This is a genomic window from Microbacterium sp. NFH-22A-Y, from assembly GCF_021401375.1.
GTDB lineage: Bacteria > Actinomycetota > Actinomycetes > Actinomycetales > Microbacteriaceae > Microbacterium > Microbacterium hominis.
On record NZ_JACBGF010000002.1, the window covers coordinates 861,366 to 877,746 of the forward strand.

Annotated in this window: 14 protein-coding genes; 6 read left to right on the forward strand and 8 right to left on the reverse strand. The window is 73.5% G+C overall.

Annotation, left to right across the window (positions count from 1 at the left end; translation table 11 throughout):
* Positions 1 to 13: 13 nt before the first annotated feature.
* From ptsP to L0965_RS09850, 3 genes are read right to left on the reverse strand one after another with little or no spacing between them, the layout of a single operon-like run.
* Positions 14 to 1,678 carry a phosphoenolpyruvate--protein phosphotransferase gene (ptsP, locus tag L0965_RS09840; RefSeq protein WP_082808043.1) on the reverse strand — a complete coding sequence of 555 codons (1,665 nt, stop codon included), beginning with the start codon at positions 1,676 to 1,678 and terminating at the stop codon, positions 14 to 16.
* Positions 1,679 to 1,698: 20 nt separating this feature from the next.
* Entirely contained in the window at positions 1,699 to 1,974 is a 276-nt protein-coding gene (locus L0965_RS09845) for an HPr family phosphocarrier protein (protein WP_060960979.1), read from the reverse strand.
* Positions 1,971 to 2,315 (reverse strand): PTS sugar transporter subunit IIB, encoded by a 345-nt coding sequence (locus tag L0965_RS09850; RefSeq protein ID WP_060960978.1) that lies wholly within the window; start codon positions 2,313 to 2,315, stop codon positions 1,971 to 1,973. The genes L0965_RS09845 and L0965_RS09850 overlap by 4 nt, the downstream gene beginning before the upstream one ends.
* 109 nt (positions 2,316 to 2,424) lie before the next feature.
* Between L0965_RS09850 and L0965_RS09855 the strand changes: the two genes are divergently transcribed.
* Positions 2,425 to 4,350 (forward strand): transcription antiterminator, encoded by a 1,926-nt coding sequence (locus L0965_RS09855; RefSeq protein ID WP_101306739.1) that lies wholly within the window; start codon positions 2,425 to 2,427, stop codon positions 4,348 to 4,350.
* Positions 4,351 to 4,474: 124 nt separating this feature from the next.
* On the opposite strand, the gene L0965_RS09860 is transcribed toward L0965_RS09855, so the two are convergent.
* Complete coding sequence (locus tag L0965_RS09860) at positions 4,475 to 6,166, reverse strand: phospho-sugar mutase (RefSeq protein ID WP_101306738.1); 1,692 nt, start codon at positions 6,164 to 6,166, stop codon at positions 4,475 to 4,477.
* Complete coding sequence (locus L0965_RS09865) at positions 6,163 to 6,996, reverse strand: purine-nucleoside phosphorylase (RefSeq protein ID WP_060960976.1); 834 nt, start codon at positions 6,994 to 6,996, stop codon at positions 6,163 to 6,165. The genes L0965_RS09860 and L0965_RS09865 overlap by 4 nt, the downstream gene beginning before the upstream one ends.
* A gap of 107 nt (positions 6,997 to 7,103) precedes the next feature.
* Between L0965_RS09865 and L0965_RS09870 the strand changes: the two genes are divergently transcribed.
* Positions 7,104 to 8,555, forward strand: a complete 1,452-nt coding sequence (locus tag L0965_RS09870; protein WP_061782051.1) for an NAD(P)H-quinone dehydrogenase — start codon at positions 7,104 to 7,106, stop codon at positions 8,553 to 8,555.
* Positions 8,556 to 8,609: 54 nt separating this feature from the next.
* On the opposite strand, the gene L0965_RS09875 is transcribed toward L0965_RS09870, so the two are convergent.
* The 3 genes from L0965_RS09875 to L0965_RS09885 form a co-directional block, all read right to left on the reverse strand.
* The gene (locus tag L0965_RS09875; RefSeq protein ID WP_101306737.1) at positions 8,610 to 9,056 is read right to left on the reverse strand and encodes a hypothetical protein; all 447 of its coding nucleotides are present in this window, start codon (positions 9,054 to 9,056) and stop codon (positions 8,610 to 8,612) included.
* A gap of 1 nt (position 9,057) precedes the next feature.
* Positions 9,058 to 10,854, reverse strand: coding sequence for a biotin carboxylase N-terminal domain-containing protein (locus tag L0965_RS09880; protein WP_101306736.1), 1,797 nt, complete (start codon positions 10,852 to 10,854; stop codon positions 9,058 to 9,060).
* 78 nt (positions 10,855 to 10,932) lie between these two features.
* Entirely contained in the window at positions 10,933 to 11,610 is a 678-nt protein-coding gene (locus L0965_RS09885) for a nucleoside triphosphate pyrophosphatase (protein ID WP_101306735.1), read from the reverse strand.
* A 226-nt stretch (positions 11,611 to 11,836) separates the two neighbouring features.
* On the opposite strand from L0965_RS09885, the gene L0965_RS09890 reads away from it, so the two are divergent.
* The 4 genes from L0965_RS09890 to L0965_RS09905 all read left to right on the forward strand — a co-directional run bounded on the left by L0965_RS09890 (position 11,837) and on the right by L0965_RS09905 (position 16,198).
* Positions 11,837 to 13,180, forward strand: coding sequence for a class I SAM-dependent RNA methyltransferase (locus L0965_RS09890; protein ID WP_061782054.1), 1,344 nt, complete (start codon positions 11,837 to 11,839; stop codon positions 13,178 to 13,180).
* Positions 13,181 to 13,249: 69 nt separating this feature from the next.
* Positions 13,250 to 13,918 (forward strand): response regulator transcription factor, encoded by a 669-nt coding sequence (locus tag L0965_RS09895; RefSeq protein ID WP_060960971.1) that lies wholly within the window; start codon positions 13,250 to 13,252, stop codon positions 13,916 to 13,918.
* Positions 13,908 to 15,164 (forward strand): sensor histidine kinase, encoded by a 1,257-nt coding sequence (locus L0965_RS16770; protein ID WP_232783925.1) that lies wholly within the window; start codon positions 13,908 to 13,910, stop codon positions 15,162 to 15,164. Before L0965_RS09895 ends, L0965_RS16770 begins: the two co-directional genes overlap by 11 nt.
* The gene (locus L0965_RS09905) at positions 15,161 to 16,198 is read left to right on the forward strand and encodes a hypothetical protein (RefSeq protein WP_101306733.1); all 1,038 of its coding nucleotides are present in this window, start codon (positions 15,161 to 15,163) and stop codon (positions 16,196 to 16,198) included. The genes L0965_RS16770 and L0965_RS09905 overlap by 4 nt, the downstream gene beginning before the upstream one ends.
* Positions 16,199 to 16,381 lie beyond the last annotated feature (183 nt).

Genomic DNA, 16,381 nt, shown 5'->3' on the forward strand with positions numbered 1-16,381 from the left:
GTGTGCTCCGCCGTCAGCCGGCGGAGTTCTCAGCGGCGGCCTGTGCCGCCGATCGTGCGGATGCCGCGTCATCGGCGGCGAGGGCGGCCGCGGCGATGCGCTCGGCATCCTCGCGGGTGTACTGCAGGAGCGACGCGCGCACGTCCGCGAGCGCCGTGGGCGCCATGGAGAGCGTGGTCGCACCGAGGCCGACGAGCACGACGGCCAGCAGCGGGTCAGCGGCGGCCTCGCCGCAGATGCCCACCGGCTTGCCGTTCGCCTTGCCGCCGTCGGCGGTCATCTTGATCAGCTGGAGGACGGCGGGGTGCCAGGGGTCCTGATACGACGCGACCGAGCCGAGCAGGCGGTCGGCGGCCAGCGTGTACTGGGTGAGGTCGTTCGTGCCGATCGAAGCGAAGTCCGCGAGCTGCAGGATCCGCGCGGCCTGGATCGCCGACGACGGCACCTCGACCATGACACCCGCGGTCTTGATGCCGTACTCCTTCGCGAGGGTGACGAAGTACTCCGTCTCCTCGACCGTCGAGACCATCGGCGCCATGACCCACAGGTCCGCGTCGCTCGCGGCATCCGCGTTGGCGAGGGCCGTCAGCTGCTCGCGCAGGATGTCCTCGCTCGCGCGGAGGGCGCGCAGGCCCCGGAGCCCCAGCGCCGGGTTGTCCTCGTGGGCGTCGTTGAGGAACGCGAGCGGCTTGTCGGCGCCCGCGTCGAGCGCCCGGACCACGACCTTCTTGCCGGGGAACGCCTGCAGCAGCTCGGTGTACGACGCGGTCTGCTCCTCGACGGTGGGGGCCTGGGTCGCGGAGAGGAACAGGAACTCGGTGCGGAACAATCCGACGCCCTCGGCGCCCAGCTCGACGGCCTGAGCGGCCCCGCCCGGCTTGCCGAGGTTGGCCAGCAGCGGCACGGCGTGGCCGTCCTTCAGCGCGCCCGGGGTGAGCGGCGCCGAGCCGGCGGCCGCGCGGGTGTCGGCGCGGTGCTGGGCCTGGGCGAGCTCGTCCGAGGTGGGGTCGGTCGTGACGACGCCCTTCGCGGCATCCACGATGACGGTCTGGCCGTCGACCAGGTCCTTCGCCGCGGCGGCGCCGACGACGGCGACGATGGACTTCTCGCGCGCCAGGATCGCGGTGTGCGACGTGGGGCCGCCGTCGGTCGTGACGAGGGCGAGCACCTGGTCGAGGTCGAGCAGGGCGGTGTCGGCGGGAGCGAGGTCCTTCGCGACGAGCACGAACGGGTGGCCGGGGTCGGGGACGCCCGGTGCAGGCAGCCCGCGCAGGCGGGCGATGACCCGCTGTGCGACGTCGTCGAGGTCCGCGGCGCGCTCGCCGAGGTAGCCGCCCATCGCGGCCAGGCTGTCGCGGAAGCTCGCGAACGCCTCGTGGACGGCGAACTCGCCGGTCTTGCCGGCGTTCACCCGCGTGGAGACCTCCGCGTCGAGCGTCGGGTCCTCGGCCATCATCGCCTGCGCCTCCAGGACGTCGCGGGCGAGGCCGCCGGCCTTCGAACCGCGGTCCTCCAGCTCGCGGGCCACCGCCGCGACCGCCTCGCGCACGCGGGCGAGCTCCTCGTCGGGCGTGAGGGTGCTGGGGACGTCCGCGGGGGCCGGCAGCGGGTCCGCCATGCGGGCCACGGGGCCCTGCGCGACGCCCAGTCCGATACCCACTCCACGCAGTTCGCTCATCTTCAGATCTCTCTTTCGGTTCAGTTCTCGTCGTGGTCGGTCGTGAGCAGCTCGGCCAGGGTGTCGAGCACGGCGTTCGCGCTGTCGCCCTCCGCGGCCAGAGTGACGTAGTCGCCCTTCTCGGCGCCCAGCGAGATGACGCCGAGGATGCTGGCGGCGTTGACCGGCGCGCCCGAGCCCTTCGAGATGGTCACGGACAGGCCCGAGTCCTTGACGGCCTGGGCGAAGAGCTTGGCCGGGCGGGCGTGCAATCCATTGGACGATCCGATGCGGATCGTGCGGGTCACGGTGCTCATGCGGGGTTCCTCTCCGTCGGGGCGGTCTGTTCTCGGCCGGTCGCCAGCACCTCGTCGACGAGCGCGAGGGTGCGCGTGCCGTGGAGGTCGCTGTAGATGTCGGGGGGAAGGAGGACGACCCGCGCGCGACGCGTCTCCGCTTCGCGACGGATGCGGTCCAGGCTGTCCTGCAGGTGGGGGCCCACGAGCACGACGTCTGCGGCAGCGATGTCGATCGGGAGCGACTGCTCGGTGCCGGCGACGGCGCTGAGCTCGCGCCCGGCCGCCTGCGCCGCGTGTCGGACACGCTGCGCCACGAACGTGCTCGACGCTCCCGCGCCGCACACAACGAGGATCCTCATCGATCCGCCTCCTTCTCCGCCATTCTTGTGAAAGGCCTGGGAGGCGACAACCACACCTGTTTCCGCGGGGGCGGAAACACCCGACGGTGGGCATGGTTGACTGGAACACGTGAGCAGAGCGCGACAGGACCGTGTCATCGCGCTCCTCGCGCGGGAGGGCGACTGGCTGACCGCCGGAGAGCTGGCCGACATCGTGGGCGTCACGCCGCGCAGCATCCGCAGCTACGTCACGGCCCTGAACGCCCGCGTCCCCGGCGGAGGGGTCGTGGAGTCGGGGCCGCTCGGCTACCGTGCGGGCGCCGAGGCGCCGCTCGCGCTGCGTGCCGCCGTCGACACCGCGACGCCGCGCGAGCGCGTCCATCGGCTGGTGCGGAGCCTGCTGTCGGGTCGTGAGGGGATCGACGTATACGAGACGGCCGACGGGTTCCACGTGAGTCCGGCGACCCTCGAGGGCGACCTCGCCCGCGTCCGCGCTCTGCTGGGCGACACCGAGCTGACCCTCGAACGCACCGGCTCGCGCGCGCGCCTGCGCGGCACGGAGATGGCCCAGCGCCGTCTGCTCAGCCGGCTCGCCCACGACGAGACCGACGACGGCGCGTTCGACCTCGACGCGCTCCGGCGCAGCCTGGGCGCGGGGTCCATCGGCGAAGCGGTGTTCGGTCCCTTCAAGGCCGACCTCGTGGCGGGGCTGCGCGACCTCGGCTTCTTCGTCAACGAGTTCGGCATCGGCGACGTCATGATGCACGTCGCGATCACCGCCGACCGCGTGGCCCACGACCGTGCCCTCGAGACCGCCGCGGTCGATGCGGCCACACCGGCACAGGAGCAGGTGGGCGACCTGCTCGACGCGCTGTGCGGCCACCACCTCGGGCTGCGGCTCGGCGCGGGCGACCGCCGCCACCTCGCCGCGCTCGTCCTCGGCCGTGTCGTGGCGCCGGGTCCGGGTGAAGCGGCATCCGTCACCCGCGCCGGGCTGCAGCCCGACGTCGAGAGCGCCGTCCGCGACGTGGTGCACCGTGCGGCGGCGGAGTTCCTCGTCGACATCGAGCACGAGGACTTCGTGCTGCGTCTCGCGCTGCACGTGCAGAACCTGCGACTGCGCGCCCAGGAGCAGGCATGGTCGCGCAACCCCCTCACCCGATCGCTCAAGGCGACCTATCCGATGATCTTCGAGGTCGCGGTCTTCATCGCCGACGGCTTGCGGGGGCTCCTCGGCATCCCGCTTCTCGACGACGAGATCGCCTACATCGCGATGCACGTCGGAGGGCAACTGGAGCGCAGCCGGCACGCCGGGACGGTGCTGACGGCGACGATCGTGTGCCCCGGGTACTACGAGCTGCACGAGCTGCTGCGCTCGAGCGTCGACCGTTCCCTCGGCCAATCGGTCGACGTCGTCGGCGTCGACACGCGGGCCGATCCCGACTGGAACGCGATCCACACCGACCTCATCCTGACCACGATCGACCCGCCCTTCGCGGGCGACGGCATCGTGCGCATCCAGCCGTTCCTCACCGAGTCGGACATCGAGCGGGTGCAGGCCGCGGCGGGGCGCGTGCGGCGGGGACGGCGTCTGGCCCGGCTTCGCGACGAGCTCGGCCGCTACTTCTCGGCCGACGCCTTCGTGGGGCGGGTCGATGCGGATGCCGACGAGGAGAGCGTCATCCGCGACCTCGGCGCCCGGCTGGTCGCGCAGGGCGTGATCGACGACGACTACGTCACGCGCACCCTCGAGCGGGAGCGTCTGTCATCGACCGCGTTCACCGACGCGCTGGCCGTGCCGCACGCGATCGGGATGACCGCGACCCGCACGGCGATCGCCGTCGCGATCGCCGACCCGTCGATGGCGTGGGGCGAGGGGCGCGTGCAGGTGATCGCGATGGTCGCCTTCTCGGAGAGCGACCGCGAGGCGTTCCAGACCGTGTTCGAGCAGCTCGTCGAGGTGTTCAGCGAACGCGACAGCGTGCAGCGCATCGTCCGCCGCGGCACCACCTTCACCCCCTTCCTGGACGAGCTCGTCGCCGTCGTCGACGGCTAGCTCCCCCCTTCTTCTTCTTCTTCTCCCTCCCCCCTCCGCCGAGCCGCCACGACCCGGCCGAGCCGCCATGGCGCGGCCCGCCCGGGGCGTGGCGGCTCGCACGGGGAATGGCGGCTCGCGGGAGTCAGGAGCGGGCGGCGATGAGGGCGCGGGTGGCGGCGTCCAGAGCGGCGAGGCGGGCCTGGGCGTCGGCGGCCGACGTGCCGCGCACGTCGAGGTACGCCTTCAGCTTGGGCTCGGTGCCGCTCGGGCGCACGATCAGTCGCGAGCCGTCGTCGAGCCAGAGGCGGAGCACGTCGCCGGGCGGGAACCCGTCGACGCCCGTCAGCAGATCGTCGATCCGCTCGACCGCGACCTCCCCGAGCCGCGTCGGCGGGGCGGCGCGCAGAGCGGACATGATGCGCCCGATGACCGACAGGTCGTCGACGCGCAGGGAGACCTGGCCCGAGGCGAAGAAGCCGAACGTGTCCTGGAAGCGCCGCAGCAGATCGCCCAGCCCCTCGCCCCGCTCGCGCGCCTCGGCGATCATGCCGAGGATCGCGATCGCCGCCGAGATACCGTCCTTGTCGCGCACCGTCTCCGGGTTGACGAGGTAGCCCAGGGCCTCCTCGAACCCGAAGAGGATGCCGGGAGCGCGGGAGATCCACTTGAAACCGGTGAGGGTCGCGTGGAAGTCCAGTCCGTAGTGCTCGGCGACCGCCTGCAGTCCGGGAGAGGAGACGAGCGAGCACGCGAGCGACCCCGTCTCCCCGCGTTCGGCCGCCCGGGCGGCCGCGCGCCAGCCGAGCAGCAGCCCGATCTCGTTGCCGGTGAGCGCCCGCCACCCGCCGTCCGCGGACGGGTCGGGGAGGGCGACCGCGAGACGGTCGGCGTCGGGGTCGTTGGCGATGACGAACTCGGCATCCGCCGCCCGTGCCGTCTCGAACGCGAGGTCCATCGCACCCGGCTCCTCCGGGTTGGGGAACGCGACGGTGGGGAAGCGGCCGTCCGGAGCGATCTGCGCCTCGACGACCGTCGGCCGCGGGTATCCCGCGAGCTCGAGGATGGCGTGCAGCGTCTCGGAGCCGACGCCGTGCATCGCCGTGTAGACCCAGGTCATCCCGGCCGCGCCGGCCGTCGCGGGTGCGACCGCCGCGGTCGCGGCGACGTAGGCCTCGATGACGCTCTCCTCGGCGATCTCGTACGTTCCGCGCGGCAGGTCGGGCACCGCCGCGCCGGCGGCGACGCGGTCGATGTGCGCCGCGATCTCGGCGTCGGCGGGGGAGACGATCTGCGACCCCTGGTCCGCGCCGCCCAGGTAGACCTTGTAGCCGTTGTCGTCCGGCGGGTTGTGCGAGGCCGTCACCATCACGCCGGCGGCGGCGCCGAGGTGACGCACGGCGAACGCCAGCACGGGCGTGGGGAGCATCCGCGGCAGCAGCACCGCGCGCAGCCCCGCTCCCGCGAACAGCTCGGCGGAGTCGCGCGCGAACACGTCGGAGTTGCGGCGGCCGTCGTAGCCGATCACGACGAGCGGTGCCGCGTCGGGGCCGGCCTTCTCCCGCAGGTACGCGGCGAAGCCGGCCGCGGCCTGCGAGACGAGCACGCGGTTCATGCGGTTGCTGCCGGCGCCCAGACGCCCGCGCAGCCCCGCCGTGCCGAACTGCAGGCGCGCGCCGAAGCGGTCGGCCAGATCGGCGGATGCCGCGGCATCCCCCGACGCGGCGGCGTCCAGCAGTGCGGTCAGCTCGGCGCGGGTCTCGGGGTCGGGATCCTGGGCGAGCCAGGCGCGGGCCGCGTCGAGGACCGCGGTGCCCGCGGCATCCGCCCCGTTCACAGCCGACCGATCACGCGGGCGAGCAGGGCGGAGATCACCGGCTCGGCGGCCTGGCCGGCCTCGATGACCTCGGCGTGGCTGAGCGGGGTCTTCTGGATGCCGGCGGCGAGGTTCGTGATGAGCGAGAAGCCGAGCACCTCCATGCCGGCCTGCCGGGCGGCGATGGCCTCCAGGGCCGTCGACATGCCGACGATGTGGCCGCCGATCGCCTTCGCCATCTGCACCTCGGCCGGGGTCTCGTAGTGCGGTCCGCGGAACTGGCAGTAGACGCCCTCGTCGAGGGTCGGGTCGACGCTGCGGGCGATCTCGCGCAGGCGCGAGGAGTACAGGTCGGTGAGGTCGATGAAGGTCGCGCCCTCCAGGGGCGAGTCCGCCGTGAGGTTGATGTGGTCGCTGATGAGCACGGGGGTTCCCGGCGTCCACGTCTGCTTGATGCCGCCGGCGCCGTTGGTGAGCACCATCGTCTTCGCGCCGGTCGCCGCCGCGGTGCGGACGCTGTGCACGACGCGACGCACGCCGTGGCCCTCGTAGTAGTGGGTGCGGGCCCCGATGACGAGCACGCGCGTGCCGGTCGGCGTGAGGATGCTGCGGATCGATCCGACGTGTCCGGCCAGCGCCGGTGCGCTGAATCCCGTGATCTCGGTGGCCGGAACGGTCGCGGTCGTCTCGCCCACCAGGTCGGCGGCCTTGCCCCAGCCGCTGCCGAGCGTGAGGGCGATGTCGTGGTGCTCGACGCCCGTGAGGCGGGCGATGTCGCCCGCGGCGCGCGCCGCGATCTCGAAGGGGTCGGCGGCGGGATCGTCGAGCGGATTGCTGTTCATGTCGGACATCCTCCCACTCTAGGAACACGGACCGCCCCGGGCCACTCGCTCCGCCGCAGCCGGCCCCGTCGCCGGCGGGCGACATTCCGGATGCCGGCGCCTGAGAGAATGGAGCAATGTCGTCGAGCTTCGTGAACACCCAGTCCGTCGCCGTCCTCGGCGGCGGCCCCGGCGGCTACGAGGCGGCGCTCGCCGCCGCGCAGCTCGGCGCGGACGTCACCCTCGTCGAGCGCGCGGGTGTCGGCGGTGCCGCCGTGATCACCGACGTGGTCCCCTCCAAGAGCCTCATCGCCACAGCCGATGCCGCGGTCGCGATCTCCGAGGCGTCCGACCTCGGGGTCCAGTTCTTCGCGAAGGGGGAGAGCGGCGTCGCGCTCAAGCCCGAGGTCGCGATCAATCTCGCCGCCGTCAACAAGCGCCTGCTGTCGCTGGCCCGACAGCAGTCCGACGACATGCGGGCCCAGCTCGTCGATGCGGGCGTGCGGATCATCTCCGGCCACGGACGCCTCGACGGCCATCATGCCCTCGTGGTCGCCACCGGCCCCGGCGGCACCGACTTCGACCGCGTCGAGGCGGACACGCTCGTCGTCGCCGTGGGCGCCTCGCCGCGCGAGCTTCCGACGGCCAAGCCCGACGGCCAGCGCATCCTCACGTGGACCCAGCTCTACGACATGAAGGCGCTCCCCGAGCACCTCATCGTCGTCGGCTCGGGCGTCACCGGCGCGGAGTTCGCGTCGGCCTACATGAACCTCGGGGCGAAGGTCACGCTCATCTCCAGTCGCGATCAGGTGCTGCCCGGCGAGGATGCCGACGCCGCCGCCGTCCTGGAGAAGGTGTTCACCCGCGGCGGGATGACGGTGCTCTCGAAGTCGCGCGCCGACAGTGTGCAGCGCGCCGGCGACGGCGTGGTCGTGACCCTCTCGGACGGGCGCACCGTCGAAGGCAGCCACTGCCTGCTCGCCGTCGGATCGATCCCGAACACCGCCGGCATCGGCCTCGAGGATGCCGGCGTCCAGCTGACCGACTCCGGTCACATCCGCGTCAACCGGGTCGCGCGCACGTCGGTTCCCAACATCTACGCCGCCGGCGACTGCACGACCTTCGTCCCGCTCGCCTCCGTCGCCTCGATGCAGGGGCGCACCGCGATCTTCCACGCCCTGGGCGACACCGTCATCCCGCTGGAGCGCCGCCGGATCACCGCGAACATCTTCACGGCGCCGGAGATCGCGACCGTCGGACGGCAGGAGAAGGACCTGGAGACCGGCGCGATCAACGGCTACGTCTACAAGCTCCCGCTGACCGCCAACGCGCGCGCGAAGATGATGGGGATCAAGGACGGCTTCGTCAAGATCATCGCGCGCGAGGGCAGCGGCACCGTGATCGGCGGCGTGATCGTCGCCCCGCGGGCGTCGGAGCTGATCTACCCCATCGCGATCGCCGTCGAGCGGCGCCTGACCGTCGATCAGGTCTCGCGCGTGTTCGCGGTGTTCCCCTCGTTGAGCGGCTCGATCACCGACGCCACGCGCGCGATGCACCTCGTCAACCGCGACGACGACTTCTTCGGCTGACCGGCCGGGGGCCGGCATCCGCCTGCGCCGCCCGCCGCGGGGTGAACGCGACGGCTAGTGCTGCACCTGGGCGGTCCACATGCCGGTGCCCTCGGGAGAGGTCGCCGACACGCTGACGGCCGTCAGGTTCTGCACGGCGGTGGGGATCGCGATGGGCGTGCGCAGGGCGCCCTGCTGGCAGACGATGTCCTGGGTGGTGCTGAGGGTCTGTCCGCCCGCCGTGTAGACGAGGGCGAACTGTGCGCGGTCGGCGCCGATGCAGCGCAGCTCCACCGCGCGGAACGGGCTCGGCTCGGCGAAGTCCAGCGTCGCCGCGGGCCCGCCCTCGACCGCCGCGAGCATGCCGCCGACGGCCGTGTCCGGCGCCGAGCCGATGACCGACTCCGACCAGGCCGACCATGCCGCGCGGTCCGCGTCGGAGGGGCCCGTGCTGCAGCCGACGAGCACGACGGCGGATGCCGCGGCCGCGACCAGGGCGAGACGGCGGCGCCGGGCGGTCATGTCAGGAGATCGTGAGCAGCTGGTGGCCGGCGGACACGGTGGTTCCCGGGTCGGCGTTGATGGCGCCGACGACGCCGTCCTTGTGCGCCTGGATCGGCTGCTCCATCTTCATGGCCTCGAGGACAACGACGAGGTCGCCCTTGACGACGGGCTGCCCGTCCTCGACCGCGACCTTGACGATCGTGGCCTGCATCGGCGCCTTGACGGCGTCGCCCGACGCGCCCGAGGACACCGACGGGGCGTGCGAGCGGCGCGACGGCGGCACGGCGACCGGGCGACCGATCTTCGCGGGAGCGACCGCGATGCGGTCGGGAAGGCTCACCTCGAGACGCTTGCCCGACACCTCGACGACGACGGTGTGGCGCGGCTCGGCCTCCGCCGGGGACTCCGCCTCGCCGTCCCACGGGGCGATGTCGTTGACGAACTCGGTCTCGATCCAGCGCGTGAACACGCCGAAGCGGCCGTCCTCCGCGGTGAAGGCGGGGTCGCGCACCACCTTGCGGTGGAAGGGCAGCACGGTGGGCATGCCGGCGACCTCGAACTCGTCGAGCGCGCGGCGCGAACGCTCGAGCGCCTCCGCGCGGTCGCGGCCGGTGACGATGAGCTTGCCGAGCAGCGAGTCGAACGCGCCCGAGACGCTGTCGCCGGCGGTGACGCCGGAGTCCAGACGGATGCCGGGGCCGCCGAAGGTCTTGAACTGGTGGATGCGGCCGGGCTGGGGGAGGAAGCCGCGCCCCGGGTCTTCGCCGTTGATGCGGAACTCGATCGAGTGGCCGGTCGGCTGGGGGTCGTCGTAGTCGAGCACGCCGCCCTCGGCGAGGCGGAACTGCTCGCGCACGAGATCGATGCCGGTGACCTCCTCGGACACGGGGTGCTCCACCTGCAGCCGGGTGTTGACCTCGAGGAACGAGATCGTGCCGTCGGCGCCGATGAGGAACTCGCACGTTCCCGCGCCCACGTAGCCGACCTCGCGCAGGATCGCCTTGGAGGAGTCGTAGAGCGTGCGGTTCTGCTCCTCGGTGAGGAACGGCGCCGGCGCCTCCTCCACGAGCTTCTGGTGACGGCGCTGCAGCGAGCAGTCGCGCGTCGAGACCACGACGACGTTGCCCTCGGCATCCGCGAGGCACTGGGTCTCGACGTGACGGGGCTTGTCGAGGTACTTCTCCACGAAGCACTCGCCGCGGCCGAAGGCGGCGACCGCCTCGCGCGTGGCCGACTCGAACAGCTCGGCGACCTCGTCCAGCTCGCGGGCGACCTTCAGCCCGCGTCCGCCGCCGCCGTAGGCGGCCTTGATCGCGATCGGCAGGCCGACCTGCTCGGCGAACGCGATGACCTCGTCGGCGCCGGCCACGGGCCCGGGCGTGCCCGGCGCCAGCGGTGCGCCGACCTTCTCGGCGACGTGGCGGGCGGTGACCTTGTCGCCGAGCGCCTCGATCGCCTCGGGGGACGGGCCGATCCAGACGAGGCCCGCGGCGATCACGGCGCGGGCGAACTCGGCGTTCTCGGCGAGGAAGCCGTAGCCGGGGTGCACCGCGTCGGCGCCGGAGCGGCGGGCGACGGAGAGGATCTTCTCGATCGAGAGGTAGGTGTCCGCGCTCGTGGCGCCCTCGAGGGCGTAGGCCTCGTCCGCGAGTTTCGCGTGCATCGCGTCGCGGTCCTGATCGGCGTACACCGCGACCGAGCCGCGGCCGGAGTCGCGGGCGGCCCGGATCACCCGGACGGCGATCTCGCCGCGGTTCGCAATGAGCACTTTGGTGATCTGCGGGCGCGCGGCCGCCAGGTCCAGTGAGCGTGGCATGGATGTCAGCCTACCCACGTCCGACCCCCCGCATTTGGATCACCCGCACAAGATCGCCGGGAAATCGTGTGCGAGAGCCTACGAAGACGCCGCCGCCTCCGGCGCCTGCTCGGGCGGTGCCCACAGATCGGTCCAGACGACCCCGAGCCGCGCGCAGAGCCGGCGGACGGTCGACAGCGACATCCCCACGACCGTGGAAGGGTCGCCCTCGACCCGGTCGATGAACGGACCGCCGAGGCTGTCGACGGTGAACGCCCCCGCCACCTGCAACGGCTCGCCGGTCGCGACGTAGGCGGCGATCTCGGCGTCGGAGACGTCGGCGACGAAACCCACCGACGCCGCGGCGACGGCGTGCTCCTCGCGCGGCGGCATCCCCGGGGCCACCCGGATGACGCTGTGCCCCGAGTGCAGGATGCCGGTGCGTCCTCTCATCTGCTCCCACCGCGCGACCGCGACCTCCGGCCGCAGCGGCTTGCCGAGCACCTGTCCGTCGATCTCGAACATCGAATCGCCCCCGACGACGAGTCCGTCGAAGCCGGGGTCGTCGCGCACGAGCGCGGCCGCGACGTCGGCCGCCTTGCGCCGGGCCAGCAGCAGCACGTGCTCGTCCGGCGGCAGCACCCGGTGCTCGCTCGCCTCGACCGCGGCGATGACGGCCTCCTCGTCCACCTGCGGGGCGCGCAGGATCGGTTCGATCCCCGCCTGCCGCATGAGCATCAGGCGGGCGGGCGAGGTGGAGGCCAGGCAGACGCGCATGCCGTCAAGGGTACGGTCCCCACCACGGCCCCCGCCCCCGCCGGCACCCGCCCCCCGCCGGCCCGGCCCCGCCCCGCCGGCGCCCGCCCGGTCCCGCGCGTGACGAACGTCGGAGTTTCCGCTGCGCGCGAGCCGGACGCGCGGCCGATCTCCGGAGGACGGACAAGAATCCGACGATCGTCACCGGCGGTCGGCGCGCGCTCGGCCGACGTGACAGCATCGGAGGATGGACTCCGGCGACCTCATCGACCTCGACATCACCGACGTGGCGCACGGCGGTGTGTTCGTCGCCCGCCACGAGGGACGCGTCGTGTTCGTCGCCGACGCCATCCCGGGCGAACGGGTGCGCGCCCGTCTCACCGACACCGCGAAGTCGTCGTTCTGGCGCGCGGCCACGGTCGAGGTGCTCGACGCCTCGCCCGATCGGCGCGCCCACGTCTGGGCGGCGGCCGACCTGGACGTCGACCCCGACCTGCGCCCCGGCGGTGCCGACTTCGGCCACATCACCCTCGAGCGCCAGCGCGCGTTGAAGCAGCAGGTGCTCCGCGACGCCCTCGAGCGCTTCGGCGGGCTGACCGGTCCCGAGGTGGCCGTCTCGGGCGCGGCGGCGCTGCACGGTGCGGACGGCGAGGTGCTCGCCGCGGAGTCGGAGGATGCGACCGGCTGGCGCACCCGGGTCAGCCTGCACGTCGACGCGGACGGACGCGTCGGACCCTACGCGGCGCGCAGCCACCGCGTCGTGCCGGTCGACGACCTGCCGCTGGCGACGGCGGAGATCGCGCGCGCCGCGCGGGAGCTGACCGCCCAGCCCGGTCGGGTGGACCTCGTCCAGCCCGCCGACGGGCGGGTGCGGATCGTGCCGCGTCCCGAAGCGGAACGCGCCGGACGCGGGAGGGGTCGCGGCCGCAACCGCGCCGGAGCGTCTGCCTCCGCGGGCCCCGGCCGGGCGGATGCCGCCGCCGAGGTGGTCTGGGAGGAGGCGGCCGGACGGCGCTTCCGCGTCGACGCGGGCGGATTCTGGCAGGTGCACCGCCTCGCGGCGCACACCCTGACCGCCGTCGTGGCCGAGGCGCTGCGAGAGCTGGGCGGCATCGACGACACCGCCCAGCATCTGGACCTCTACGGCGGCGTCGGGCTCTTCGCCGCCACCCTCGGCGAGCTCGGCGGCGCCGCCACCCGGGTGACCTCGGTGGAATCCGATCCGCGCGCGACCGAGCACGCCGGCGAGAACCTCGCCGACTGGGTCGGTGCGCGCGCCGAGACGGCGCGGACCGACCGCTTCCTCGCCCGGCTGAACGCCGACGCCGGCGCCGCCGAGCGCGCGCGGCTGAGCCGCGGCGTCATCCTCCTCGACCCGCCGCGGGCGGGAGCGGGCCGCGCGGTCGTCGACGGCATCGCGGCGTTGGCCCCGGCATCCGTCGTGTACGTCGCCTGCGATCCGGTCGCCCTCGCGCGCGACCTCGGCAGCTTCCGCGAGCACGGCTACGAGCCGCGTCGCATCGAGGCGCGCGACCTGTTCCCGCACTCGCATCACGTCGAAGCGGTGGCGGTCCTGCAACGCGCCGAGTGAGCCGACGGCGCCGCGGAACTCACCCGTTCGGCGGATGTCGGCGCCACGCGTCATGGTTAGGCTGACCCCATGACGCGTGTGGCTCTCATCGACGACCACGAGTCCGTGCGGCTCGGGCTCGAGGCCGCGTGTGCACGCGCCGTGACCAAGGACGTCGTGTTCTCCGGCAGCAGTGTGCGCGCCTACCTGGAATGGCGGCAGCGATCCGGAGCGGCCCCCGCCGACATCGTCGTGCTGGATCTGACCCTGGGTGACGGGACGACCGTCACGGAGAACGTCTCCAGCCTGGTCGCCGACGGATCGCCCGTGCTGATCCACAGCGTCGCCGACCGTCCCGGGGCCGTGCGCGAGGCGCTCGCCGCCGGCGCCGCCGGCGTCATCAGCAAGGCGTCCCGCATCGACGACGTCATCGCGGCGATCCGCACGGTGGCGCGCGGAGAGGCGCTCGACAACGTGGAGTGGGCGAGCGCGGTGGACGGCGACCGCGCGTTCGCCGACGCCCAGCTCTCCAAGCGCGAGCGCGACGTCCTGCGCCTGTACGCCGCCGGCCTTCCGCTGAAGGCGGTCGCCGACCGTCTCGGCATCGCCTACTCCACGGCCAAGGAGAACATCACCCGGGTGCGCGTGAAGTACGTCGAGGTCGGCCGTCCCGCACCCACGAAGGTCGATCTCCTGCGCCGAGCGATGGAAGACGGCCTCATGCCCGGCCACGCCGGAGCGGGCGCCGGTGGCGACTGACGGGTCGTCACCGGCCGGTGTGCCGCCGATCGCCGTCGATCCGGCGGTGCGTCGCCCGCTCGGCGACATCGCGGCCGGCGCCGAGCGTTTCACGCAGGCGCGGGTCGAGCGGATCATCCGTGTCGTGGTGGCGCTGGGGTGCGCCGTGCTGGGGGCGCAGTCGTTCCTGAACGCCCTCGCCTCCCGTCAGGAGGCTCCGGCCGCCCATCTGCCGCTGCTGCTGGCCGTCTTCATCCCGCTCGGGGTGATGATCGCGGCGTGCGTCGCCGGAGTGGGGGTGCGCACCGCGGCGGGCGTCTTCGCGGTCGTGTTCCCGGTCGCGCTGCTGTGCTGGCCGCTGGTGACGCAGGGCCGTGCCGAGGAGGCGGCGGGTGCGCCGTGGATCTGGTACCTCCTGAACGTCGCGACCTCCGCCGCCGTCCTCGCCTTCCGGCTGCCCGTGCAGATCGTCTGGGCGGCCCTCGTGCCGCTGCTCTATGCGATCGCGCGCGTGACGCAGCTGGGCGCCGACGCCGCCCAGACCGTCGACGTCGTGCGCGACGCCGTCTTCGCGGCCATCCTGGCCGCCGTCGTGATCACGCTCGGCTGGTTGCTGCGCAGCGTGGCCGTGGGGATCGACGGCGCCCGCAGCGACGCGGTCGCCTCCTACGCCGAGGCCGCCGCGGCCAACGCGGCCGAGACCGAACGGGTGGCCGTCGCCGCCCTCATGCACGACAGCGTGCTGGCCGCCCTCATCGCCGCCGAGCGCGCCGGCACACCGCGCGAGGAGGCGCTGGCCGCCGCGATGGCGCGCGAGGCGCTGACCCGTCTCGCCAACACCGACCAGGACTCCGGCGAGGGTCCCGACGAGCCCGTCGCGGCCGCCGCGGTCGCCGCGACCCTCCGCGCCGTGGTCGCCGAGCTCGACGGGGCCGCCCCGGTCGCGGGGGAGGTCGCCGCCGACGCCCCGGTGCTGCCGGGGCGGGTGGCCCGGGCGCTCGTGCTCGCGGCGACGCAGGCGGTGAGCAACGCGATCGACCACGCCCACGGGCGCGGGCTGCAGGTGTCGCTGCGCGCGGATGCCGCTCGTGTGCGAGTGCAGATCGTCGATCGCGGACCGGGCTTCGATCCGGCCGCCATCCCCGACGACCGCCTCGGCATCCGCGGATCGATCGTCGCGCGGATGGCCGCCGTCGGCGGCCGGGCCCGCGTCCGGACCACCGCCGCCGGAACCGTCGTCACCCTCGACTGGGAGTACCCGCGATGAACCTGCGGGTGCGCGCCACGCTCTCGGTGCTCGCGATCGCCTTCACCTCCTACCTCGCCGCGGGCGCCGTGCTGTGGTCGAGCCCACCGCCGCACGTCGCGGTGCAGCTGGTCGCGGTGGCGCTCTACCTCGCGACCACCTGGGTGTGCGTCTTCTGGAACTCCGGATCCAAGCCGTCGCGACGAGACCCGATCACCGGCGACCTCGGACACCGCTCGGTGCTGCCGGCATGGGCCGCGGTGCTGGCGCTGGCGACGGCAGTGCTCGTGCCGAACGCGAGCTGGGTCGCCGTGGGGACGGAGGCGCGACGCACCGACATCGGCACCTGGAGCGTGGGGGCGGTCGGGGCGCTGCTGGCCATCGTCATGGTGCGCCGACGTCCGTGGGTCGCGTGGGTCGGCGTGCTCCTGCTGGCCGCGGAGGCGGCCCTGTGGATCGGGCCGGTCGACGCGCTGGCGCTCGGCGTCGTGGGCGCTGTGCTGTGGGTGGGGGTGGCGCAGCTGCTGACCTGGCTCGTCGACCGCGCGGCATCCGACACGGCGGAACTGACCGCGTTGCAGCGCGCGGCGTCCGAATGGCTCGCGGCTCAGGAGGGGACGCGGCGCGAGCGGCGCACGCAGGTGCAGCGCGCGCTCGCGCTGGCGGGGCCCGTGCTCACCCGGACGATCGAGACCCGGGGGCGCCTGACGGAGGGCGAGCGACGAGCGGCCCGTATCGCGGAGGAGGCGCTGCGCGACGAGCTTCGCGGGTCGGCGCTGCTGGACGAGGCCGTCCGCGCCGCCCTGTCCGCCGCCCGGGAGCGCGGGACCATCGTCTCGGTGCTGGACGAGGGCGGACTGGACGGGCTGTCGCCCGCCGAGCGCGCGGTGATCCGTGCACGCCTGGCGGAGGTGCTGGCCGATGCCGACTCGGAACGCGTCTACGTGCGCGCGGCCGCGCACGAGGAGATCGCCGTCACCGTCGTGGGGCGGACCCCGTCCGACGACGGTGAGGACCAGGTGGACCTCTGGAGCGAGATCCCGCGCCGCGGGTGAGGCCGGCGGCCCGAGACAGCGGCCCGAGAAAGGCGCCCCGAGAAAGCGGCTCGAGAGAAAGAGGAGGCGAGGGGCGGCGAAGCCGCCCGCCCCTCGCCATGCGAGTGGTTACCCGAAAACCGACTCGCGAAGGGCCGATCCGCTCATCAAGCGGAACCGACCGAACGCAGAAGCGTTCCAGCG